Annotated in this window: 22 protein-coding genes and 1 pseudogene; 6 read left to right on the plus strand and 17 right to left on the minus strand. The window is 34.1% G+C overall.

Translation table 11 applies throughout. The annotated features are described in order from the left end of the window. Positions 1-157, minus strand: a 157-nt coding sequence (locus tag BW929_RS15640) for a transposase (RefSeq protein ID WP_200805233.1), incomplete at its 3' end; no start/stop codon positions are given. Between the two features lie 336 nt (positions 158-493). Between BW929_RS15640 and BW929_RS09480 the strand changes: the two genes are divergently transcribed. Next, positions 494-1,819: a sodium-dependent transporter gene (locus BW929_RS09480; protein ID WP_076545249.1), complete on the plus strand. Its 1,326-nt coding sequence runs from the start codon at positions 494-496 to the stop codon at positions 1,817-1,819. Between the two features lie 30 nt (positions 1,820-1,849). Further along, a complete protein-coding gene (gene rlmD / locus BW929_RS09485; protein WP_076545250.1) occupies positions 1,850-3,016 on the plus strand; it encodes a 23S rRNA (uracil(1939)-C(5))-methyltransferase RlmD in 1,167 nt (388 codons plus the stop codon). A 98-nt stretch (positions 3,017-3,114) separates the two neighbouring features. Here rlmD and BW929_RS09490 read toward each other — a convergent pair whose 3' ends face one another. Continuing rightward, a complete protein-coding gene (locus BW929_RS09490; RefSeq protein WP_076545251.1) occupies positions 3,115-3,606 on the minus strand; it encodes a manganese efflux pump in 492 nt (163 codons plus the stop codon). 323 nt (positions 3,607-3,929) lie between these two features. Between BW929_RS09490 and BW929_RS09495 the strand changes: the two genes are divergently transcribed. From BW929_RS09495 to BW929_RS09510, 4 genes are all read left to right on the plus strand, one after another. Beyond that, a complete protein-coding gene (locus BW929_RS09495; RefSeq protein ID WP_076545252.1) occupies positions 3,930-4,352 on the plus strand; it encodes a HutP family protein in 423 nt (140 codons plus the stop codon). A gap of 258 nt (positions 4,353-4,610) precedes the next feature. Beyond that, on the plus strand, positions 4,611-5,585 hold the full coding sequence (locus BW929_RS09500) for an ABC transporter substrate-binding protein (RefSeq protein WP_076545253.1): 975 nt from the start codon (positions 4,611-4,613) through the stop codon (positions 5,583-5,585). 42 nt (positions 5,586-5,627) lie between these two features. Continuing rightward, on the plus strand, positions 5,628-6,494 hold the full coding sequence (locus tag BW929_RS09505) for an ABC transporter permease (RefSeq protein WP_076545254.1): 867 nt from the start codon (positions 5,628-5,630) through the stop codon (positions 6,492-6,494). A 7-nt stretch (positions 6,495-6,501) separates the two neighbouring features. Further along, positions 6,502-7,299 carry an ABC transporter ATP-binding protein gene (locus BW929_RS09510; protein WP_076545255.1) on the plus strand — a complete coding sequence of 266 codons (798 nt, stop codon included), beginning with the start codon at positions 6,502-6,504 and terminating at the stop codon, positions 7,297-7,299. Between the two features lie 94 nt (positions 7,300-7,393). Here the strand turns inward: BW929_RS09510 and BW929_RS09515 are convergent, their stop codons facing one another. The 15 genes and pseudogenes from BW929_RS09515 to coaE all read right to left on the minus strand — a co-directional run. Then, on the minus strand, positions 7,394-9,694 hold the full coding sequence (locus BW929_RS09515; RefSeq protein WP_076545256.1) for a glycosyl hydrolase family 65 domain-containing protein: 2,301 nt from the start codon (positions 9,692-9,694) through the stop codon (positions 7,394-7,396). A gap of 223 nt (positions 9,695-9,917) precedes the next feature. Further along, on the minus strand, positions 9,918-10,784 hold the full coding sequence (locus tag BW929_RS09520) for a carbohydrate ABC transporter permease (RefSeq protein ID WP_076545257.1): 867 nt from the start codon (positions 10,782-10,784) through the stop codon (positions 9,918-9,920). Then, positions 10,781-11,851, minus strand: a complete 1,071-nt coding sequence (locus BW929_RS09525) for a carbohydrate ABC transporter permease (RefSeq protein WP_076545258.1) — start codon at positions 11,849-11,851, stop codon at positions 10,781-10,783. Before BW929_RS09525 ends, BW929_RS09520 begins: the two co-directional genes overlap by 4 nt. A 76-nt stretch (positions 11,852-11,927) precedes the next feature. Continuing rightward, positions 11,928-13,229, minus strand: coding sequence for an ABC transporter substrate-binding protein (locus BW929_RS09530; RefSeq protein WP_076545259.1), 1,302 nt, complete (start codon positions 13,227-13,229; stop codon positions 11,928-11,930). Between the two features lie 60 nt (positions 13,230-13,289). Next, positions 13,290-14,339: a LacI family DNA-binding transcriptional regulator gene (locus tag BW929_RS09535; RefSeq protein ID WP_076545260.1), complete on the minus strand. Its 1,050-nt coding sequence runs from the start codon at positions 14,337-14,339 to the stop codon at positions 13,290-13,292. Positions 14,340-14,626: 287 nt separating this feature from the next. Next, positions 14,627-14,932: a hypothetical protein gene (locus tag BW929_RS09540; protein ID WP_143414028.1), complete on the minus strand. Its 306-nt coding sequence runs from the start codon at positions 14,930-14,932 to the stop codon at positions 14,627-14,629. Positions 14,933-15,011: 79 nt separating this feature from the next. Then, entirely contained in the window at positions 15,012-16,214 is a 1,203-nt protein-coding gene (locus BW929_RS09545; protein ID WP_076545262.1) for an ABC transporter substrate-binding protein, read from the minus strand. Between the two features lie 132 nt (positions 16,215-16,346). Further along, positions 16,347-17,321, minus strand: coding sequence for an ABC transporter ATP-binding protein (locus BW929_RS09550; protein ID WP_076545263.1), 975 nt, complete (start codon positions 17,319-17,321; stop codon positions 16,347-16,349). Further along, the gene (locus tag BW929_RS09555; RefSeq protein ID WP_076545264.1) at positions 17,321-18,352 is read right to left on the minus strand and encodes an ABC transporter ATP-binding protein; all 1,032 of its coding nucleotides are present in this window, start codon (positions 18,350-18,352) and stop codon (positions 17,321-17,323) included. The genes BW929_RS09550 and BW929_RS09555 overlap by 1 nt, the downstream gene beginning before the upstream one ends. 36 nt (positions 18,353-18,388) lie before the next feature. Next, a complete protein-coding gene (locus tag BW929_RS09560; protein ID WP_076545265.1) occupies positions 18,389-19,264 on the minus strand; it encodes an ABC transporter permease in 876 nt (291 codons plus the stop codon). 8 nt (positions 19,265-19,272) lie between these two features. Next, entirely contained in the window at positions 19,273-20,307 is a 1,035-nt protein-coding gene (locus BW929_RS09565) for an ABC transporter permease (RefSeq protein ID WP_076545266.1), read from the minus strand. A 106-nt stretch (positions 20,308-20,413) separates the two neighbouring features. Continuing rightward, a complete protein-coding gene (locus BW929_RS09570) occupies positions 20,414-22,225 on the minus strand; it encodes an ABC transporter substrate-binding protein (protein ID WP_076545267.1) in 1,812 nt (603 codons plus the stop codon). A gap of 248 nt (positions 22,226-22,473) precedes the next feature. Further along, entirely contained in the window at positions 22,474-23,082 is a 609-nt protein-coding gene (locus BW929_RS09575) for a lytic transglycosylase domain-containing protein (protein WP_233493768.1), read from the minus strand. Between the two features lie 24 nt (positions 23,083-23,106). Further along, positions 23,107-23,484, minus strand: coding sequence for a methylglyoxal synthase (gene mgsA / locus BW929_RS15645; RefSeq protein WP_369862662.1), 378 nt, complete (start codon positions 23,482-23,484; stop codon positions 23,107-23,109). Positions 23,485-23,541: 57 nt separating this feature from the next. Next, positions 23,542-24,087, minus strand: a pseudogene (coaE, locus tag BW929_RS15650) (dephospho-CoA kinase); the annotation flags it as partial. Between the last annotated feature and the right edge of the window lie 19 nt (positions 24,088-24,106).

Raw genomic sequence — 24,106 nt, forward strand, 5'->3', positions numbered from 1 at the left:
CAAATTCTAAAACGTTCTTTATTTCCTGACTGAAGCCAATTTGATTATCAAATTCTTTAAAAATTAGCAGACCGGAATCGGAAGTTAAATCACCACCATTAAAATTTATTCTTATATTCGACTTGAAATTCACCTTTTTTTCAGATATAGTAACCACATGGAGTCCCTCCTTTTAATTTTGGTGTAGTTACTATTATTATAAAGGAAAGGGGCTCCCTTTTCTATGCTTTTAGAGAAAAATTTTAATAAAACTCTTTCACCCACTGGGTGAAAACAATATTTTAATAGATTATTGATATACTGGGCCTGACAATTTATTTCGTGGTTGCTATGAATAATTCAGGATAACAAATTAATAGAATAATTTCCAGCTTTTATGACAAAAATCAAAAAATGTATTAAAATTTTAAAAACATTGATGCCAGTATACTAATATGATAAAATAAACAGGCAAAAGTAAATAAAAGAAGCGAAATAACAAGGAGGATTTTCTATGGAAAGAGAAAACTGGACTTCCAGACTCGGCTTTATACTGGCTGCATCTGGATCTGCCATTGGACTAGGTAACATCTGGCGTTTTCCATTTATTACTGGAACAAATGGAGGCGCAATTTTTATTTTAATTTATCTTGCTGCAATATTATTTATCGGTTATCCAATTTTAGTTTCCGAAATGTCTCTGGGAAGGATTACTCAAAAAAACCCAATTGGTGCCTTTAAAAAAATGGCTCCAGATACTGCCTGGCCCCTGGTTGGTGCTCTTGGAGTTTTATCGGGTTTTGTAATCTTAAGCTATTATTCTGTTGTAGCAGGCTGGGGAATGTCTTATATTTTTAAATCATTATCTTTTACTTCAAAAAGTAATTTCCCGGCAATTTTTTCAGCTCATATTAGCAGTTTAACTGAACCAATTTTATGGCATGGTATTTTTATGTTTCTTACAATTGCTGTAATTGGAGCAGGAGTGGTCAATGGAATCCAAAAACTGGTCAAAATATTAATGCCAATTTTATTTGCAATAATTTTTTTACTAATTATCCGTTCTGTTACTCTGGAAGGAGCAGCTGCCGGACTTAGTTTTTACCTGAAACCTAACTTCTCTGCAATTAGTTTTCAGACCTTTACAGATGCAATATCTCAGGCTTTTTTCACTTTAAGTCTGGGAATGGGAGCTATGATTACCTATGGAAGTTATCTTAGTAAAAAAGAAAGTATCAATGAAAGTGCTGCTTATGTGTTAGTTTTTGATACTGCTGTAGCTTTACTTGCTGGTTTTGCAATTTTTCCGGCCGTTTTTGCTTTTGGTCTTGATCCTGCCTCAGGCCCTGGTTTAACTTTTATTACTCTACCAGCTGTTTTTACTCAGATGCCTTTTGGTACTTTTTTCTCATTAATTTTCTTTTTACTGCTGACAATCGCAGCTCTAACCTCATCTATTTCGATGCTTGAGGTTGTAGTAGCTTTTTTAGTGGACGAATATAACTGGAATCGAAAAAAGGCATCATATCTAATGGGATTTTTTATCTTCTTAGTCGGTATTCCTCCACTTCTGGGTTACAGTTCTTTTTCTAACTTCAGTTTTTTAGGAATGGATGTTCTGGATACTTATGATTGGTTTTCTAATAATATCTTTCTTCCAACAGGGGGTATTTTAACTTCTATTTTTGTCGGCCATATCTGGGGAAGTAAAAATGCGATTAAAGAGGCAAATTTAAACAGCCGTTTCCAAATTGGAAATATTTATTCACTGTTATTGAAATATATTGTTCCAGCTGCTGTATTATTAATAATGCTCTTAAACATTTATCAAACATTTTAAATAAATTTAAAAATCATAGGAGGTTCAATATTGGTAGAAAACAAAGAATTATGTGTTCATTATGATCGCTGTGGAGGCTGTTCAATTCAGGAAGTCTCATATTCTAAACAGCTGAAGGATAAAAAAAATACTCTTTTAGAGATCTTTAAAGATAAAAACATTGAAATTGACAATTTTGAGGAGATACTGGCAAGTCCTGATATTTATGAATATCGGAATAATATGGAGTTCAGTTTTGGTGATCTGAAAAAAGGAGGTACACTCCAGCTGGGAATGCATCCTCGAGGCAGAAGATTTGATGTAATAACTGTTGACAACTGCTTACTTGTCGATCAGGATTTTAGAGATATCTTAAGTACAATTTTAAAATACTGCCGTCAAAACAACTTTAAAAAATATCATATTAAATTAAGGGAAGGTTTTTTACGCAATCTAGTTATCAGAAAGGGAATCAACACTGGTGAGATAGTAGCAAATCTAATAACAACCAGTCAGTCTGATCATGATTTCTCTCCTCTAACTGAAGAATTAAAAGCTCTCGATCTAAAGGGTAAACTTGTAGGTTTTGTCCAGACTATTAATGATGACTACTCAGATCAGGTAAGCTGTGACAGGATGAAAATTTATTATGGTCGAAATTATTTTTATGACAGTTTACTGGAAAATAAATTTAAAATTGATTCTTTATCCTTTTTTCAGACTAATACCAGAGGAGCAGAATTATTATATTCTGAGGCACAAAAATATATAAGTAACGCTAAAGATAAAATTGTTTATGATCTCTACTGTGGAGCAGGAACTATTTCTCAAAGTATTGCAGCTGAAGCTAAAAAAATATTCGGTATTGAAATTGATCAGGCCGCTGCAGACAGAGCGGCAGAAAATGCCCAGCTGAATAAAGTGGATAATACTCAATATATTGCAGGTGATGTTCTGGAGGAAATTAATAATATCGATCAGCAGGCTGATTTAATCATTATTGATCCACCAAGACCGGGCATTAATCCAAAAGCTCTAAACAAAATTGCTGCTGCCGGAGCAGAGGAAATTCTTTATATTTCCTGTAATCCAAAAAGTCTGGCCAGAGACTTAAAGGAGTTACAGCTTCATAACTATCAATTAGAGAAATTCAAAGCTGTAGATATGTTCCCGCATACAAAACATCTGGAGGTAATTACCCATTTAAAGAAGGTATAATTTCAATTTTAAAATATCTAAATAAAAAAATGGCCACTGATGTCCGGGAATAGTCCAGACTTCAGCGGCCGTTTTTAATTTTACCTTAATCCAGTCCATTAAAGCAAAAAGGTATTTAAACCAATCAGTAAGAGAATTAATCCCCCAACATAATCAGCATATTTTTCTACTAAAGCTATATGCTTAATATAATGGACTATCTTAAAAGCTGCAGCCGTAATTACAGCTGCTATTAAACCAATTATTAAAGAATCCTCAAAAATCAGACCATAATCTAAATGAAATAGCAGCGAAAATCCAACACCAAGGGCATCAATGCTTACACTAATCCCTAAAACTACAACTGTCCAAAAACTAAGCTGTCTATAAATACACTCTTCCCCATTTTTGTATCCTTCGCGAATCAAAAATATACCCAGCAAAAAAATTACTGTTCCACTAAAATAATTGGATATTGTAAAGAAATTCTGATCGATATAATTTCCCATTAAGCCTCCGGTTAAGGCAAAAAAGAATTGAAAAAATCCAAAGGAAAAAATAACTTTTAACTTCTCTTTCAAATTTGTTCTGGTACCACAACCGATGGCCATTGTTACCCCGGCTGCATCCAGTGCTAATGCCAGTGCTACTAATAAAATATTTATTTTAAACCCCTCCCCAATGATCTGTTATTAAATGTTAAGTTTCACGATCTGACTAAATCAAAATGTAACTAAATATGGCTAAATTATATTTAACATTAATATATTATAAAATATTGAGCTTAAAAATTCAATTGAATTAATCATATTTGGTAGGTTTAAGTTACATTATAGTTAAATTATAAAATTAATTACAAAATTTTTATACTCAGTTTCACTTTTAATAAATATTTGTTATAATAAAATAAACAATTACTTAAGGAGGAAAATTTATGGAACACAACAGTCTTGAAACAGCAAAGGCTGCCATTAAAATGGCTATTTCTACCAGAAGTGAAGAAAAAGAATTAAAAAAAACATTTGCTGATGATGATATAAATACTGCTGCTGTTGATTTTGGAGGAGAATTTAATAAATCAGTCCCCGAAATTATTGAAAGAGCGGTTATTGCAGCTAAACGTGAAAATATAATTAGTGAATCTCATGTAGCTCAGGGTGCGGTTGCTGGAGCAGCACATGATGCAGTAACTCAGATCATGCCCCGAACTATGGGTCTAAATGTAGGTGGTAAAATTGGTGTTGCCCGCAGTGGTGAGCATATTGTTGTTGCAGTTTTCTTTGGAGTTGGCATGTTCAATTTAAACGAGGTAACTGTTGGCTTAAGTCACCGCTCTTTACTGGATGAAAAAGCTTAAAAAAGACTCGAATTTAGATTAAAGCTATTTGGATATACAGTTGACAAATGTATGAAGTTAATAGTATAATAAAGAAAATTAAATAACTGGTAGCATGGTAATACGGTAGGAGAAATTTGTAGGAAAGCTGAGGCTATTTTGTTTAGACAAGGGGTATTTATACCTAATTTTAGATGTTCTAGCTGACAGCTAATTAACACTCCACCAGGAGTGTTTTTTTATTATTATCCCCACTACCAGTTAGAAAGGGGAATAAAAATGAAAAAGTCTTTTTCAATTTTAATTGTTTTAACTGCTTTAATGGTTTTGTTTGCTGCTTCAGCAGCTGGTGCTCAGGAATACAGAATTGGGATTTCTCAATTTGTTGAACATCCCGCTCTTGATGCAGCACGTGAAGGCTTCATTGAAGGTTTAGCGGAAGAGGGAATTGAAGACGTAGAGTTTATAGAGCAAAATGCTCAGGCTGATTTTGCAACTGCTCAGTCAATTGCCCAGAAATTTAAAAGTCAAAATTTAGATCTTATTTTAACAATTGCAACTCCCAATGCTCAGGCAGCTGCCAACGTAATTACAGAAACACCTGTTTTGTTTACCGCAGTTACCGATCCGCTAGAAGCTGGTTTAGTAGATAGTATGGAAGTTCCAGGTAGAAACCTGACAGGAACTACAGATATGAATCCTGTAGAAAAACAAATCGAATTAATAAAAGAGTTTATTCCAGAATTAAATGATCTGGGAGTTTTATATAATCCTGGTGAAGTAAACTCCGTAGTTCAAGTTGACCTCGTTAAGGCAACAGTTGAAAAAATGGGAATTAATTTACATGAGGGCACTGTCAGCAACAGCAGCGAAGTTAGTCTGGCGACTTCCTCTCTAATCGGAGATGTTGATGCTATTTATGTTCCAACAGATAATATTATTGTATCTGCTCTACCTTCTGTTTTAAATATTACCAATCAAAATAATATTCCTGTTTTTGCATCTGAAAATGGTCAGGTCAGACAGGGATCAATTGCTACTCTAGGAATTGATTATAAACTGCTTGGAATTCAAACTGGTAAAATGGCAGCCAGAGTATTAAATGGTTCTGATCCTGCGGACATGGCAGTTGAATCTTCTAATGAATTAAAATTATATTTAAACACAAAGGCTGCAGAAAATCTTGGTTTAAAAGTGCCAGAAGCAGTCTTAAATAGAGCTAACGTTGTTTATGATGAAATTACACAGGAATAAGAAAAAATAAAATTGTAGTGTAGAAATGGTGTGAGGTGTGTTATGAATTTAAGTTTTGCAATAACGTCTTTAGAACAGGGGCTTGCCTTTGGCATTATGGCCCTGGGAGTATTTATATCTTTTAGGATTCTTGATTTTGCTGACCTTACAGTTGACGGCAGTTTACCATTAGGTGCTGCTGTCTCAGCAAGATTACTGACTATGGGAATGAATCCATTTTTTTCTCTGGGAGCTGCTATTATTGCAGGTGGAATGGCAGGTGCAATTACTGGCTTTTTAAACACTAAATTAAAAATAGCTCCTCTATTATCAGGTATTTTAACAATGACTTCTTTATATTCAATTAATTTACGAGTAATGGGTAGACCAAACATTCCTCTAATAGGTAAGGAAACTATTTTCTCTTTCATTAGAGATCTCGGTATTCCTTATCCCTGGAATAATTTACTTTTATTAATCATTGTTATAGTTGCTGTTAAATTAATTCTGGATGCCTTTTTGAATACTCAAATTGGTTTTGCTCTCAGAGCTACGGGTGATAATCCACAGATGATTAGAAGTATGGGTATCAGCACTAATTCAATGAAAATGCTGGGCTTAATTATTTCTAACGCTCTGGTTGCTTTATCCGGTGCACTTGTAGGACAGTATCAGGGATTTGCAGATGTAAATATGGGTGTTGGTACAATTGTAGCTGGTCTGGCATCAGTAATTATTGGAGAAGTTGTAATTGGAGAGAAATCTATAATGATAGCTACTATTGGAGTGATTGTCGGTTCTATACTTTATAGATTTAGTATCTCAATCGCATTAAATTTAGGTCTTGCAGCTTCTGATTTAAAATTGCTGACAGCTATACTAGTTATAATATTCCTATCAACTCCAAGAATTAAAAAGGCATTGAGGTGAAAATAAAATGCTCAAAATCAAAAATTTAGAAAAAATTTTTTACAGAGGAACTCCAAATGAGAATATAGCAATTAATAAGATTGATCTTACAGTCAATGAAGGCGATTTTATTACAATAGTAGGGAGTAATGGAGCCGGAAAATCAACTCTTTTGAATTCTATTGCAGGTGTTTTCCCAGTTGAAAATGGGACTATTATTTTAGATAATGAAGATATTACTAAAAAAACAGAGTACAAATGTGCTCAAAAAATTGGAAGAGTTTTTCAGAACCCACTTGCTGGAACTTCACCTGAAATGACTATTGAAGAAAATCTATCACTGGCAATATCGAAATCTAATAATCTTTCCCTTAAATGGGGTTTAAGTAAACACAAAAGAGAAATTATGCGAAAACATTTAGAAAAAATTGATTTAGGTTTAGAAAAAAGACTAACCACTAAAGTTAAACTGCTTTCTGGTGGTCAGCGACAGGCTCTAACACTTTTAATGGCTACTGTAGCTAATCCGCGCTTACTTTTATTAGACGAGCATACGGCTGCTTTAGATCCTGCTACAGCAATAAAAATTAAAAACTTAACTGCAGAACTGGTTAACGAAAATAATATTACTACTTTAATGATTACTCATAATATGGAAGACGCTATTAAAATGGGTAACCGACTAATTATGATGGATGGTGGAAAAATAATCTATGATATTCCAGCTGCTGAAAAAGCAGATTTAACTATTGAGAAACTGCTTAAAATGTTTGAAATTAAACATGGTGGTAAATTTAATAATGACCGAATGTTACTTTCAGTCTAAAAATTAAGGGCTCCCAGATGGGAGCCCTTTTATAGTCCAAAGTTATTCTAAAAAAAGAATTTAATTTTAAAAAAGTAATTTTACTTATATTAATTTATATTTTAAGACTATATTCAGCTCCAGGTTTCAAAACCTGTTTTTGGTCAAAAACTCTAAATTCCAGCTCAGTTTGATTACTAGTAGCTGCCTTTAATTTGAATTGATTTTGATTTAGAGAAACTTTAAATTTTTTCTCTTTATAGTTTAATTTAAATTCTAATTCTTCCCATTCCTGACAGAGAGTCGGTTTAAATGACAGTCCCTTTTTATCAATTTTCATTCCGGCAAAACCATTAACAATTAACTGCCAGATTCCGCCTGCAGCTGCAGTATGAACTCCCCCAATAAAAGTCCCACCACTAACCGCTTTATTAGTACTCATAAGATCTATAAAAGCTGATTTTTTAAAATAATCATAGGTCTCTTCTGCTCTTCCTAATCTGGCCGCCACAATCGCATACTGAGATGGACTCAGAGAAGAACCATGCTGAGTTCTTGGCTCATAATAATCATAATTTGCAGCCAGAACTTCCTCGTTAAAAGTATCATGAAGAGTAAATAACTGAATCACGTCAGCCTGCTTAATTACCTGAGTAAATACAGCTACTCCATTAGGCCAACCCCAGTATTCTTCTTTATCAATTAACCTATCTTCCAGCACTTCAGCTGTTGTATCTTCTAAGTCAAAATATCCATCAAACTGTTCAATTAAATTATTTCCATTTGGTTGGGGCAGATATATTTTTTCTGCTATCTGCTGCCAGGCTGTAATTTCGGAATCATTTAGATTAATTTTTGTTTTTAATTCAGATAGTTTATCGGGATATTCGTTCTCCATTTTATAATAAAAATACAGAGCTTTTTTTAGAGCAAATTGAGTCTGATAATTGGTAAACGCATTATTATCTACATTCTCATGGTATTCATCTGGTCCCAGAAGTCGAATTATCTCGTACTGATCTTTATACTGATTGTAGTAAACTCTGGAATGTAAAAAACGTGCCACCTCAAATAAAATTTCACTTCCATATTCAACAACAAAATCAATATCATCTGTTGCCAGATAATACTTCCAGATCGTATAGCTAATATCCGGAGAAACATGAATCTGCCAATCATTAAAATGATTTCTAATCTTACGTCCACTGATTACATCTTTAAAGAAAAAGGAAGGACATAATTCAGCACCACTTTTACCCGATATCCAGGCATAGAATGCTCCTTCATATCCTAAATCTTTCGCCTTCTTGCGGGCTCCATTTAAAGTATGATAACGATATTTTAGTATATTTTTGGCAGTCTCTGTCTCCGTAAAAAGAAACATGGGTAAATTAAAAATTTCCTGATCCCAAAAAGCAGCTCCCTGATAAGCCTGACAGGATAAGCCACGAGCTCCTATTGGTAAACGCTCACTATGAGCAGGTGTAGCAATAATATTATGATAAAGATTAAATCGGACTGCCAGCTGATCTAAAATATTCCCCTTGACTCTAATATCCATCAGCTCCCATTTTTTATCCCAGACCGCCTGATGTTCATTTTTTAAAGTTTGATAACCGGTTTTCAAAGCTGAACTGGCATCATTTAAGGCTGCTTTTAAAGGTTCTTCCCGATCATTACTGGAGTAGACAATCATATTTCTATCAAGTTCAATTCCTCCTGCTTCAGCTTCAATATCCATTAAAAGATAAATAGACTTTTTTTCATTTTCAACTTTAAGATTCTGTATTTTACCTTTTTTAAATTTAAATGAAAGAGCTGTTACCAGAGTGATATTACTTTCTACAGTTTCAGCCTTTAAATAAAGAGTATTCTCACTTGAATCATATTCTCCACTAAAATTTTCCAGGTGACTTCCATTTAAATCCCAGACATCCCCGTTTATTCCAAGTTTCAATTCTACCTTTTGATTGCTTAAATTTTTTATTTGATAATTATTGGCTATCAAATGCAAATTAGAATAAGAAGCAAACCTCTCAGAGACAATATTAATTTTTTCGTCATTGATTGAATTTCTTTTAAATATCCCATATTTATAATTGAAATTCAATTCTGTTTCCATCTGATCTTCTCCGGGATAATCCCCCAGCTTTTTCTCATTTAAGCGGACTTCTGTTGCCAGTGCATTAGGAGAATTAGAAAGTTCTCTCCATTTATCATCTGCCATATCATAGGTATCTGTAATTACACAGGCCTGATACTGATTCTTATTCCATTCTACCAGCGTACCTCTGTAACCCAGATATCCATTCCCACATAAAAGGTTACTCCCATAATGGACTAATTGTTCCTCTTTTAAACTCTCAATCTTTAAATTCCAGCCATCTTTTATTTTAAAAAAATCTTCATGATTCAATTTTATACCTCCTTAACAATAGTTGAGGGACTTATAAATATCCCGGTTATTTTCTCTTAAAATTTAACAAATAAATTAGGCCACCAAATTATAGTTCTCCTGTAATCTGATGGCCTGATTTTCTCTTATTTCTAATCAGACTTATATTATATTTTTAATTTTTAAGATTTAAAATTATCTAATCCCATATTCTCATATAATATAAATACAATAAATATCCAAATTATCCTTTAACAGCACCTGCAGTTAAACCTGCTACAATTCGCTTCTGGAAAATTAAGACCAAAACCACAATTGGAATTGTAACTACAACAGCTGCAGCCATTATCTCTCCAAAAGGTTCCTGGCGAGCAAACTCACCGGAAAAATACTGAATAGCTACCGGTACAGTTCTCGCTTCAACATCTATCGAGGTAAATGTTAAGGCAAATAAATACTCATTCCAGGCCTGAATAAAAGATAATAACCCTGTTGTAACAAGAGCCGGTGCAGTAAGCGGCAGCAAAATCATATGGAAAGTTTGAAATGGAGTTGCTCCATCTACCTGAGCTGACTGCATAATTTCATCCGGCAAATCCCGGAAAAATGAAGTTAATACCCAGGTTGTAAAAGGTAGGGTAAATAAGAGATATGTAAAAATCATACTTACCCTGGCACTTAAGTTTAAAGCATTAATTACGGCGTATAATCCTGAGAGAACAGTAACCTGAGGAAACATGGTCATTGCCAGTATTGTATATAAAGCAGGAGCTTTACCTTTAAAGCGAAGCTTCCCTAAAGCAAAAGCCGCAAAAGAACCGGTCAACAATGCTAGAATTGTAGTTGAAGTTGCTACAATAGTACTGTTAATCAAACCTCTAATAAATCCACCATTTGTAAAAATAGCTTTATAATTTCTGGTAAAAATCGATATTTCACCTGTATCAGGATCTCTAGGAATCAAAGTAGCTGGTGTCATACTTAACTGGGCTTCAGTTTTTAAAGAAGAAGATATTGCCCAGTAAAATGGAAATAATAAATATATTACAATTATGGCCAGCACAAGGTAAAAAAGAACCTTTTTAAGTATTTTTTTCTGATCTCTTGTCATTCTGTATCAACTCCCAGGGATTTCATATAAAGAATAGCAAAAGCAAAAATAATGATGAAAATTATAACACCTATTGCAGATGCCATTCCCATTTTTCTGGCTGAAATCAATTGAAAATAATTAAAACTTGCCATTGAATATCTCTTCTGTGACAGCATAACCTGAAAAACATCAAATACTCTTAGAGCATCCAGGGTTCTAAAAATTAAAGCAACTGCCAGTGAAGGTTTTAATAAAGGCAAAGTAATATTAAAAAACTGTCTAAATTTACTGGCTCCATCTACTTCAGCAGCTTCATAAAGTTCGTTTGGAATTAACTGTAAACCAGCCAGAATCAATAATGCCATAAAAGGTGTTGTTTTCCAGACATCAACTGCAATAATTGCTGGCAGCTGCAGATTGGCACTACTTAAAAATGAATAGCTGCCATCGATCAAACCAAATCTATCTCCCAGCATATTAAACAGTCCTGCTCTGGTTGGCTCAAACATCCATTCCCACATTCTTGCAGAAACAACAGTAATGACCGCCCAGGGAACTAACATAACTGCTCTCATTGCACCTCTACCTTTAAATTCACTGTTAACTACTAAAGCAACAATTAACCCCAGCAATGTCTCAAAAAAGACAGAGAAAAAAGTGAATACCAGAGTATTCCAAACTGACCTAATAAAATCAGGTGTCCTTGCTCCTACAACATACTTGTTGCCAAAAAAACTGAATTCAAATGCAGGTCGATAGAGATGAGGATCTCTGGGTAAAACTCTTATTGGGCGCTGAAATTGTTTTTCACCAGTTTCTTCATCGACTGCCTGTTCCCCTGTTTCTTGATCAATAATAGGATCAAGCTCTTTAACAGTAAAAGACAGTAATGCCTGATAATTATCCAGACCAACAAATTCGGTTTTTGTACTGGATGCAAATTCTCGATTGGTAAAACTTGTATAAAAAACCTGGCCCAGAGGATATAAAGCAATTATAATGAGAATTAAAAATGCTGGTAATAACAATTTAAAAGCTAATTTCTGCTCTTCTTTTGCCAGATTTGACGAACTACTTATGGCCATTTAAATTCCCCCCTTTATAAAATCTGGAGAGGGAAATTTCCCTCTCCAGCTAATAAGCACTTTTAAATAATTTTACTTATGGCTGTGTTGGTTCTCCAGTTTCAAATCCTGTAGTATCCATCAGATCTAATTCTAAATACTCAATAGCCGAACGAGCATCACTTTCACCAGTTAGTACTGAATGTACTGCCTGGAAGAATTGTTCTGAAACCTGATTATACTTAGGAGCAGTTGCTGTTGAAGGACGAGCTACTGCATTGGTAAATACATCATATAGGCTGCCAAAGAATGGAGCCGCTTCTAATACATCTTCGTCTTCATATAATGATTTTATTGTTGGATTTAAAGTAGCTTCTACAGCGCGTAATTTCTGAACTTCTTCGCCAGCCATAAACATAGCCAGTTTTGCTGCTTCTTCAGGATGTTCACTATACTTACTTACTGCGAGATTCCAGCCACCTAAAGTACCGGCAGAACTTCCACTATCTCCAGCAGGTAGAGGAGATACATCAAAATTGCCAGCTGTAGGTTTACCTTCTTCATTTCCTAAAGCATAAGCATAAGGCCAGTTACGCATGAACAGAGCATTTCCAGCTTCCCACATTGAACGAGCATCTTCTTCTCCCATACCGGTTACTCCTGCAGGAGAAATGCCGCCAACCCAGCCAGCAGCCTGATCAATTATTTCAATTGCTTTGTCATTATTAATAGTTATTTTCTTATCATCACTAACTATTTTGCCACCACCATTAGAATAAATCCACTCTAAGGCGTCACAGGTTAAACCTTCATAGGCATTACCCTGCCATACATAACCATAAAAATCTTCATTACCTGCAGCTCTCTCTTCTTCCATAATATAGCGAGCTGTTTCTTCTAATTCATCCCAGGTTTTTGGAACTTCACGGTCATATTTTTCTAATAAATCGGTTCTATAATAGAGAAGTCCTGCATCAGTAAACCATGGTAAAGCAATTAATTTTCCATCAACTGTATTGTTCTGAACAATTGCCTGGAAGTGTTTATCTACAACTTCCTTAGCACCATAATCATAAAGATCTAGAAAATGTTCTGCTAATTCACCAGGCCAGATTACATCAATTTGATAAATATCTACCTTAGAACTTTCAGCTTCTAAAAACTGAAGGTATAATCCATATCTATCATTAGCAAGGTCTGGAGTATCTAAAATTTCTACATTTACCCCCGGATTTCTTTCCATATACATTGCTGCAGCTTCTTCTGCAGTTGCTTTTTCCTGACCTACTGCACCGGCAGCAATTGTTAATGTAATTTCATCTTCTTCCTGAGCCATTACCACACCACTAAATGCAATAATAAAAACTAAAGCTAAAACTAAAAGCAAATTTTTTCTCATTAATAATTCTCCTCCTCTAAAGTTGTTAATAAATAAAATTATGTTAAGAAAATATCTTAACTACCCCCTATTATTTATTATCACCTCCTCTTTAGTAGTAAGTTCATTTAATTTATTTGTGCTTTCTCTAACCACAAGTTTGTGTGGAATAAAGACTTTATTATCCTCAATTTTTTCTTTATTAATAATTTTGTTCAACATATCTATGCTTTTTAAACCAAGCTGATAGCCTGACTGTTTTACAGTAGTTAAAGCAGGATCAATATATTTGCCCAGTTCGATTCCATCAAAGCCAACAACTGAAATTTCTTCTGGAATTTTGATATTCTGTTCTTTTAGATATCTAATTGCTCCCACTGCCATTTCATCATTAAAAGCAAAAATAGCTGTCACATCCGGGAATTTTCTAATAATTTTTTTGGCAGCTGAATAACCGCTTTCAAAAGTGAAATCTCCCTCAATAAAGCGATTAGGATCATATTTGATCTCACTGAGCCTTAAAGCAAGTTTTACCCCTCTAAGTCTCTCCTGACTGGCAAGTAAATCTAAATCAGGTCCCTTAATGAAAGCAATATCTTTATGGCCCGCCTGACAGAGAAATTCAACAATATCATAGGCAGCTGCCACATTATCAACTGTCACACAACTAATTTCCGGATCACTAATATATCCTGAAGCAAAAACTACTGGAATTTGATAGTTTTTGACAATTGAAAGCAAATCATTATAATAATTTGTTGTAATTAAAATAATTCCATCAATTTTTTTCTGCTTCATAATATTAAGATAATTTTGTTCTTTCTCGAACTCGCCATCTGAATCCCCATAAATAAGTGCATAGCCCCGTTCTCTAGCTTCTGCTTCAATTCCTTTTAGCAAATTTGCCAGAAACGGCCTCTCCATGCCTGCACCAATAACTCCAATCAGATTACTTGTATTGGTTCTTAATATTCGAGCAGAATCATTAATCTGATAATCCAGTTTCTCAACTGCTTTTTGAACTTTCCTGGCTGTTTCTTCTCTTACCAGTGAGCTATCATTTAAAACACGAGAAACTGTACTTAATGAGACTCCTGCTAATTTTGCTACATCTTTCATAGTTACATCCATAATTGTCGCTCCTCGAAAATAATGAAATCCATTTCACTATTTAATATATTCAATGCAAAGTTAAAATCTCCTGCACAAAAATCAAATTTTTTTGATTATTTTGCTTAATCATGTCAAAAAGAGCATTATTTTCACTAAAAAAGCCTTTTTTAGAACTTAAAAACCGCTTCTATAAAAAAATATGTTTTATTTTTAATATTGATAAATTTCTGTTAATTTAAGTCTTGAAAAAACCCTGAAAATAATGAAATGCTTTTCAAAATTTCCAGGGTTATATTGAATATATTTTATTTAAAATTTATTTGTTCCAAATTATCACTCATTAGAACCTTTTCCAGCTTTTGATTTGCAATTTTATTTGAAAATAAATAAGGATCTCCCCCCTGTAAAACTAAAATCAGGGGATTATCTTCTAGCAAGATTTCTTCAATTAATTTATATGCCTTTTCCTGATCTTTTTTACTACTCACTAATTTTAAATAGTCAATTAAATTATCAACTCTGCGATTACTATAATTAAAATAATTCAGTTCTGATTCGGAATAAAAATTATCAGCTAAAAATTCAAATTTATTATGATAATTATATGACATTATAAATAGCTCGCTTTTAAAATCTTTACTTTTAATAAGATTTAAATATTCTGACCAACTAAATTGACTTAAGTTAAGCTTAATTTTTTTTTTCCTGTAATTCATTCTTTATTAAATCTGCAATTACTTTATTATTTTTAGAATCATTACTCACTAAATTAAGTTGTTCGGGATAAGCCTCATCTTTTAAATTATTATCATTATTTTTTTTAACCAAATTATTAATCTGGTCAATATAAGAAGCTTCCTTTGAATACTGAAAAGGAAAAATAAAACTTAACAAGTCATCATTCTGCTCCAAGTTAATCTCATTCAGGCTGTTTCTTAAATATTCTTTGATATTTTGATCACTGATAACTTTTTTTAAAGAACTATTGTAATTATAACCAAGATAATAATAAATATTTTCTGCTGTTTTTTTTAGCTGATAATTATCTGTCTTTTCAAGCTCCGAATACTTCTGGTAAAGTTCCGAACTCAATTGATAAATGTCATAATTGTGATATTCTTTTATCTCAGACTCATTAGCAGAAAAATCAATTTTTATTCTATCTAAATAGGGTAATTTCTCTTTGCGATAATTATTTTTCCAGTAATTATCAATTTTTTTTAAAATAATCTGATCTGGATTAAAATTATTTAATACAAATGCTCCTGTACCAATTGGCTCCATAAAAAATTTAGAATTATTTAGTACTGCTTGTTCTGGCAAAACAACGGCAGCATTTTCAGTTAAATTATAAATGAATGGAGCATAAGATTCTTTAAGTTCTATTTCCAACAAATATTCATCCAAAATTTTAATTCCTGATATTTCTTTACTCCTTCCCTGCCTGTATTCTTCATAACCTTTAACCTTATTCAACAGATTAGCGTAAGGAGATTTATTTTCTGGGGCGGCTAAATATTCTAGAGACCACTTCCAGTCTGCTGCTGTTACTCTTCTTTTGGATAAAGAACTTAGAGTTCCATTAATCTGAAAGGGATGAAAATATATATTTTCTCTTAACTTAAATCTAAACACTCTGGCCTGATTATTGATTTCCCATGTTTTGGCAAGGTTAGGAATTAGCTCTCCTTCTGCATTCAAAGTTACCAGACTATCAAAAATTTGCTGACTGATTATTTTTTCCGCTTTATTTGCTGCATAAATTGGATTTAAATTGATTGGGCGCTGCTGTAATTTAATATTCAGTTCTCCACCATAGTTAGCTGCCTGAATAGTAAATGAAAATATGAACAAAACCATAATTATTATCAAAATCATTTTAGGATATCTCATTTTTTTACCCCTTTATATTTTTATAGTAAAAATAATTGTCTGCTCATTTTATTATTCTATAAAAACAAAAAAATCCCTGTCTACTAACTAAATTAGCAGGCAGGGATTCAGAAACATCTATATATTTTTACTTTATTTATCTAATAAATGACAGGCTGCAAAGTGGCCATCACCATACTCTTTAAACTCTGGCTCTTTAACAGGACAGGGTTCAAAAGCTTTAGGACAGCGGGGATGGAATCTACAGCCAGAAGGTGGATCTACTGGGGAAGGTACATCTCCCTCAAGTACGATTCTATCCTTCTTCTTTTTCGGATCTGCCTCTGGAATTGCAGATAAAAGAGACTGAGTATAAGGATGCATTGGATTTTTAAATAATTCCTTTTTGTCAGTCAGTTCCACTATTTTACCAAGATACATTACTGCTACTCGATCACTAATGTGTTTTACTACACTTAAATCATGAGCAATAAATAAATAGGTTAAACCATATTCTTTCTGTAAATCCTGCAGCAGGTTTACAACCTGAGCCTGAACTGATACATCAAGGGCAGATACAGGTTCATCTGCAATTATTAATTTAGGATCAACTGCTAACGCTCTAGCTACACCTATCCGCTGGCGCTGCCCTCCAGAAAATTCGTGAGGATAGCGGTTCATATATTCCTCTCCCAGACCTACATTTTCCAGAATTTCTTTAACTTTTTCATTTCTTTCCTGCTTATTTTTAGCAAGATTATGGATATCTAAAGGCTCACCTACGATATCTGCAACAGTCATCCTTGGATTTAAAGAAGCATAAGGATCCTGAAAAATGATCTGCATGTCACGTCTGATTGCCCGCATTTCTTTTTTATCTAAATCCATAACATTTTTACCATCAAAAATAACTTTACCTTCAGTAGCTTCTAAAAGACGAAGAATGGTTCTGCCAGTTGTCGATTTACCACAACCGGATTCTCCAACCAGACCGAGTGTTTCTCCTTCTTCTACTGCAAAGGAAATATCATCAACAGCTTTTACATGGGCTACTGTTCTTTTAAAAACACCTGCTTTAACTGGGAAGTATTTTTTTAAATTCTTTACTTCTAACAAATTCTCAGCCATTAGTCTAAAACACCTCGATCCTCATAAATTCTTTCTCCACGTTCTTTTATTTTTTCTAAGTCTTTATATCTCCAGCAGCGTACCTTATGTCCTTCAGTTGCATTTTCCAAAGGTGGCTCTACGTCAAAACATTTACCTTCAGCTAAAGGACAGCGAGTATTAAACTTACAGCCTTCCGGAAAATTAAGAGGTGAAGGTACACTACCTGGAATTGCTTCCAGCCGGTCAACATCTTTATCTAATTTAGGAATTGAGTTCATTAGTCCCCAGGTATAAGGATGCTTAGGATCTTCAAATAATGTATCTACATCTGTATATTCTACTACCTTACCAGCATACATTACTGCTACTCTATCCGAAACCTCAGCAATTACTCCTAAGTCATGAGTAATCATCATAATAGACATACCGTAACTTTCTTTTAGGGAGTTCATTAACTCCAGAATCTGAGCCTGGATAGTTACATCAAGAGCTGTTGTCGGCTCATCTGCAATTAAAAGCTGTGGATCACAGCTTAAGGCCATCGCAATCATTACCCGCTGCCTCATACCACCTGACAGCTGGTGAGGATATTCGTCTACACGCTGTTCGGGCAGAGGAATACCTACTTTCTGAAGCATATCAACAGCCTGACGTCTTGCTTCTTTTCTGTCCACACCTTTATGCAGCATAATTGCTTCCATAATCTGATCTCCAACAGTATAAACCGGGTTTAAAGAAGTCATCGGTTCCTGGAAGATCATTGAAATATCATTACCACGAATTTTTCGCATTTCTTTTTCTGATAACTTAGTTAAATCTTTTCCCTGAAAATTAATTTCTCCAGCCTCTATTCTACCCGGAGGAGATTCTACCAGCCTCATAATTGATAATGAGGTAACACTTTTACCACAGCCAGACTCACCTACAATACCTAAAGTTTCGCCAGGATAGATCTCATAATCAACACCATCTACCGCCTTAACTACTCCTTCTTCTGTATAAAAATATGTTTTTAAGTTTTTAACTTCTACTAAAGCTTCTTTACTCAAAAAATTCACCTACCTTATTAATGGCTAAATTTATAATTAATTAAGTTTTGGATCTAAAATATCACGGAACGCATCACCAATTAAGTTCCAGGATAAACAGAAAAGTGTGATTGCAACTCCTGGAATAACCAGAGTATACCAGTAATGAAGTGGGTCACCCTCAACTCCCAAGATCCAGTTACGAGCAAAAGAAATCATCTGACCCCAGTCAGCATAGCCTTCTGGTGCGCCTACCCCTAAAAAGCTTAAAGTTGAGGCGGTAATAACCATAGAGCCCATTCTCATTGAAGCCTGAATTACAACCGGGAATATTGTATTTAGAATAATATGTCTAAAAATAATTCTAAAATCGTTTGCTCCAAGAGCTAAAGCTGCCTGAACAAACTCATCTTCTTTTACTGATAACACCTGCGATCTCATCAATCTGGCGGTACTCATCCAACTAAAGGTGATTAAAGCAATCATTACATTCGTTATACCCTGTCCTAAAATAGTTACCAGTACTATTGTGGCAATAATAAAAGGGATAGACATGAAGACATCTGTAATTCTCATAATGACTTCATCAATCCAACCACCATAATAGGCAGCAATTGTACCAACAATGATCCCGATAGAACTACTAATTCCAACAACAATCAAACCAATTCTAAAAGCTGTTCTGGTTCCCCAAACAATTCCATAAAATATATCATATTGTCCTTCTGTAGTACCAAAAATATATTCTTCACTTGGCGGCTGTGGTTGAATTGCCCAGCCACCTCTGGGGATTAAATAGGGTTCGTCTGCATCCCGGGGTGGTGCAATCCAGGGTGCAAAAACAGCGACAACAATAAAAAATAAAATAATTAAAATACCTAATAATGAGATTTTATTTTGTAATAAACGTTTTAAAACTTCTTGCCATTCCACTTAAACCATCACTCCAATCTAATTCTTGGGTCAATTACAGCATAAGAAACATCAACAAAGAGGTTAATCAGGATTAATAAAAATCCAAAATATAAAGCTCCACCCAGTACACCCGGATAATCAAGCTGCTGAGCTGAATTAGCCATAAACTGTCCTAATCCTCTTATATTAAAAATACTTTCTACAATTACCAGACCACCTGCAAGTCCTAAAACCATCTGTCCTGCTACTGTTACAACAGGTATTAGAGCATTTCTAACAGCATGCTTATAAACAACAATATTATCAGCTAAACCTTTAGCTCTTGCAGTTCTAATATAGTCCTTTTTTAATGTTTCCAGCATATTTGAACGAGTTATTCTTAATATAAAAGCCCACCATAATATAGAAATTGTAATTACCGGGGCAATCATATGTCTAATAGCATCTAAAACTATTGAAAAATCAAGGTTTAAGATCCCATCCAGAATATATAGACCGGTATAATTTACAAATTCTGCAGATCTGACAATTTCTGTTGCCCAATTCGAAAGCCTTCCTGGTGGCAGCCAGCCTAAAACCCCATAGAAAATCATTAACACTAATAATCCAAAAACAAATGATGGAAACGACCATCCAATCACAGCAAAAATTCTAATAGTATGGTCAATAATCTTGTTGTGATGAACGGCAGACACAACCCCTAATATAATCCCGCCAAATATAACAGGTATTAAGGATAAAAGTGCTAATTCGATTGTTGCAGGAAATCTATCAGCAATCGCCCTAGTTACTGGTGCACCTGCTGATTCTGACCAACCAAAATCACCCTGTGCAACTCCGCTAATCCAACGACCATACTGTTCATACCAGGGATCATCAAGTCCATATTTGGTCACCAGCTGATCAATATCCTCTGCTCCTTTTAATTGAGCAGGATCAGTGATATATGTACTCAACCTCTGGTAAGGTCCCAGCATCATAATCATAGAAAATATTAATAAACTTACTCCTAAGAGGATTACTGGAAGTATCAAAAAACGCCTTATAATATAAGAAATCATCCTCTAAATTCATCCTTTCCAACTTTTTTATTATATATACAATAACATATCTGGGGGGTTAAATATCCCCCCAGATATTTATTGTAATATTTTTACTGATTCAATATTACTTGTCTAGTGAGTAGAAGTACTGGCCTGGATCTCTAATTGGATCATAGTACCATCCTTCAACCCAGTCTCTCATAACTACCTGAGCAGATGGCTGATACAGATAGAAATCAAGTGCCTGATCATATGCAATCTGCTGTAATTCTTTATAAATTTCTTCACGTTTTGCTGGATCTGTTGAAGAAATACCTTCGTCAATTAGTGGATCAATATTTTCTTTAGCGAAATTAATATAATCCTTACCTTTGAATCCACCATAAGTTCCGTCACTACCTAAGAAAGGTACAACGAAGTTGTGAGGATCGGCATAATCAGCACCCCAGGCAATAAAACCTAAAGTAAACTTATTAGCAATTAACTTGTCTAAATAAGTAGCCCACTGAATACCACGAACGTTAACTTTGAACTTAGGATTAATCTGTTCAACATAATATTTCAACATATCAACAGCACTCTTACGCACGTCATTACCTGAGTTATAAAGAATTGTGATTTCAAATCCTTTTTCCCATAATTCTCCATCAAAAGCTTTCTTAAAGTGCTCTTCTGCTTTTTCCAGATCTAACTCATAAGTTGGAGAATTTTCATCATATCCTAATAATGGTTCAGGAATTGGTCCACGTCCCTTCTGACCATCACCATTCAATACATCATTAATGAATGCTTCATAGTTCATTGAATAAAGGAATCCTTTTCTAACATCAATATCACTAAAGAAGTTAGAAGGAATACCATTACCATCTAATTTACCACTGTGAACATCAGGATTACCCTCTGTTACAATATTAAAGTTCATAAGTCCAGCACCCATGTAAATGTTTGGAAGTCCTGTAATAACTTCAACTCCATCCATGTTTTCTACCTGACTCATGTACTGTTTGTCTACATAAACGATATCAGCATCTCCACGCTGTAACATTAACTTACGTGTTGACCATTCATCAATCATTCTAATTATAACTTTTTTAATAGGAGCAGGTTCACGCCAGTAATCATCATTTCTATTTAAGATTACTTCTTCACCATTTACCCATTCTACTAATTCATATGGTCCAGTACCATTCATTTTATCAAACAGTGGATCATCTTCTTTAGTTGGGTTGGTATACTCTGCTATTGAATCTGGCTGACCATCCCAGTCTCCCTGTTCAACAGACCATTCTTTGTCAACAATTGCGCCAAGGCCATTACCCTGAGCAATAATACTTAAGAATGGTGGGAAAGCTTTTGGTAAATGGAATACTACACTATTTCCATCTACTTCAACTGCTTTTTCTAAATAAGCATAAACTTCTTCAGACTCAGCTGCTGTTAAATCAGATGGGCTTTTTTCTTCTCCCAGCACTTCAGTAACAACATCTGCTAATGAACCTTTTTGGAATAATGGTTCATAAATCATCCAAACAGGGCCACCATCTCTATCCTGAATTAGAGCTCTCAAGAAACTGTATTTAACATCTTCTGGAGTTAAAGGATCACCATTCTGGAAAGTAACTCCTTCTCTAATAGGAAACTCATAAACGGTACCATTTTCTCTAATTAAACCATTTTCTTCTGTTGGTACCTCTGTTGCAAGATGAGGCATGAAATCTGTAATATCTCCCTCATTAAATTTAATTAAATTTTCATATACATTATCAATAATCTCTGCACTTGCAGAATCATACTGAAAATGAGGATCTAAACTATCAATTGTTCCCATATTAACTTCAACAAATGTATCAGGGTTTGTAACTTCCTGAGCTCCTACTACGGAAAATACTGAAACTACTAATAATAAAGTTAAAAATACTACTAATTTTTTTTGCATACTCGAAATTCCCTCCTAATATTTTTAAATTATCTATACTCTCTTATCTCTAATCTCTTCTCTTTTTAAATTTACACCCCCTTATCAGATGTGTCTGTTGTTTTAAAAAGAAAAACTAAACTTAATAATTTAAAACTTAAATTTTTTACTAACTTAAATTATATAATTATTTACTGAAAAAATCAAGTTGTATCCAACTATATATAATTTTCATACAAAATAAGACAATAATTTCTATTTATGATATATTATTCAGAAAAATTAGCCAAAAGCAGATCGAAAGTAGATAAACTGTATATTTTAAGGTTGTTTTTACTATAGTAATCTTTTGTTGAGATAACTCTTCTCACAAAACTATCTGTTTCTGCAAATGGAAGTTCTTCTTTTAGATCAGCATTCCAGCCGTTATTGATCCATTTTTGAACATTTCTTTCGCCCGCATTATAAGCAGCAATAGTTTTAATAAGATTTTGGTCAAATTTCTGATAAAGATAGCTAAAATACCAGCTGCCAAATTTAATATTCAAATCTGGATTGTCTAAATCTTTTAAACTAAAATTTTTATAACCCAGCTCTTTTGCAACCCAGTTTGCTGTAGCTGGCATCAGCTGCATCAGGCCAACTGCTCCTTTAGGAGAAATTGAATACTTATTAAATCTGCTTTCAACATAAATTATAGCTGCTAGTAGTTCAGGTTCAAGAGAAAATTCTTTAGAATATTTATCAATCTGCTTTTTATATTTAACCGGTTCTAAGTTTCTCCTGATAGTCCAGAAATCAAAATTGCTATTTATGGTGATCAACAATATAATTGATAAAAGAAGAAAAATAATTCCTTTAATTAAGTATTTTCTCACCAACTTAATTTATCCTCCCTTTAGTTAAGCCCTATTTTTTTCAGCCAGAGAGTGAATAATCATTTCTGCAGTCGCCAGATTAGTAGCCAGTGGGATCTCATGTACATCACAGAGTCTCAAAAGAGCACTTACATCGGGCTCATGTGGCTGAGCTGTCAGAGGATCCCGCAAGAAAATCACTCCATCCAGACGATCTTTAGCAATTTCAGCTCCAATCATCTGATCACCACCGATTGGGCCAGAGGCCATTCGTTCTACATCCAATCCGGTCTCATCAATTAAACGCTGACCTGTAGTACCGGTAGCAATTAAACGCATTTTTGCCAGAACCTCTCTGTGTTTTTTCGCAAAGCTAATCATATCTTCTTTTTTTTCATCATGAGCTATCAAGGCAATTCTAATCAATTTATCATCTACTCCCTTCAATACTTTCTCCCAGTTTAAGTCCAGTTTTGTTTTTAAATCTTCTATTGTTGAATTATTTTCAACTACTTTATCAGCCCTTTTCCTCTTTTCTGACAGCGGCATTTGAGAATTTATTCTTTTCAGTGCTTCTTTTCGAGTAAAATCATTTCTCTTTTTTAATCTATTTATCTGCTGTTCTTCTGAACTGGCAATGACCCAGATCTGATCACAGAAACGATCAAGTCCTGTTTCATAAAGTAATGGTGCCATAAAAACAACTATTTCGTCATCTTCTAGATACTGATGTGCCTGTTCTTTCATTTCATAAATTATCAGGGGGTGGAGAATAGATTCTAATTTTTTTCTCTTAACTGGATCAGAAAAAACTATTTCTCCCAGTCTTTCTCGATCAAACTCTCCATCCGCTTTTAATATTTGATCACCAAATTCCTCTACAACCAGCTGCCATCCTTTTTCTCCCTGACGACTAATCTTATGGGAAATCTGATCTGCATCAATAATTCTGGCCCCTTTTTGGGCAAGATATTCTGCTGCTGTAGATTTACCAGTAGCAATTCCACCTGTTAAACCAATAATCATAATAATCCCCTTTCTCTAT

Source organism: Halanaerobium kushneri (assembly GCF_900156285.1).
In the GTDB taxonomy this organism is placed as follows: Bacteria; Bacillota; Halanaerobiia; order Halanaerobiales; family Halanaerobiaceae; genus Halanaerobium; species Halanaerobium kushneri.

Excerpts from the sequence above, each read along its gene's own strand:
- BW929_RS09480 (WP_076545249.1), top strand. The coding sequence starts at position 494 with ATGGAAAGAGAAAACTGGACTTCCAGACTCGGCTTTATACTGGCTGCA.
- BW929_RS09490 (WP_076545251.1), bottom strand. The coding sequence starts at position 3,606 with ATGGCCATCGGTTGTGGTACCAGAACAAATTTGAAAGAGAAGTTAAAA.
- BW929_RS09495 (WP_076545252.1), top strand. The coding sequence starts at position 3,930 with ATGGAACACAACAGTCTTGAAACAGCAAAGGCTGCCATTAAAATGGCT.
- BW929_RS09500 (WP_076545253.1), top strand. The coding sequence starts at position 4,611 with ATGAAAAAGTCTTTTTCAATTTTAATTGTTTTAACTGCTTTAATGGTT.
- BW929_RS09505 (WP_076545254.1), top strand. The coding sequence starts at position 5,628 with ATGAATTTAAGTTTTGCAATAACGTCTTTAGAACAGGGGCTTGCCTTT.
- BW929_RS09510 (WP_076545255.1), top strand. The coding sequence starts at position 6,502 with ATGCTCAAAATCAAAAATTTAGAAAAAATTTTTTACAGAGGAACTCCA.
- BW929_RS09520 (WP_076545257.1), bottom strand. The coding sequence starts at position 10,784 with ATGACAAGAGATCAGAAAAAAATACTTAAAAAGGTTCTTTTTTACCTT.
- BW929_RS09525 (WP_076545258.1), bottom strand. The coding sequence starts at position 11,851 with ATGGCCATAAGTAGTTCGTCAAATCTGGCAAAAGAAGAGCAGAAATTA.
- BW929_RS09530 (WP_076545259.1), bottom strand. The coding sequence starts at position 13,229 with ATGAGAAAAAATTTGCTTTTAGTTTTAGCTTTAGTTTTTATTATTGCA.
- BW929_RS09535 (WP_076545260.1), bottom strand. The coding sequence starts at position 14,339 with ATGGATGTAACTATGAAAGATGTAGCAAAATTAGCAGGAGTCTCATTA.
- BW929_RS09540 (WP_143414028.1), bottom strand. The coding sequence starts at position 14,932 with ATGTCATATAATTATCATAATAAATTTGAATTTTTAGCTGATAATTTT.
- BW929_RS09545 (WP_076545262.1), bottom strand. The coding sequence starts at position 16,214 with ATGAGATATCCTAAAATGATTTTGATAATAATTATGGTTTTGTTCATA.
- BW929_RS09550 (WP_076545263.1), bottom strand. The coding sequence starts at position 17,321 with ATGGCTGAGAATTTGTTAGAAGTAAAGAATTTAAAAAAATACTTCCCA.
- BW929_RS09565 (WP_076545266.1), bottom strand. The coding sequence starts at position 20,307 with ATGATTTCTTATATTATAAGGCGTTTTTTGATACTTCCAGTAATCCTC.
- BW929_RS09570 (WP_076545267.1), bottom strand. The coding sequence starts at position 22,225 with ATGCAAAAAAAATTAGTAGTATTTTTAACTTTATTATTAGTAGTTTCA.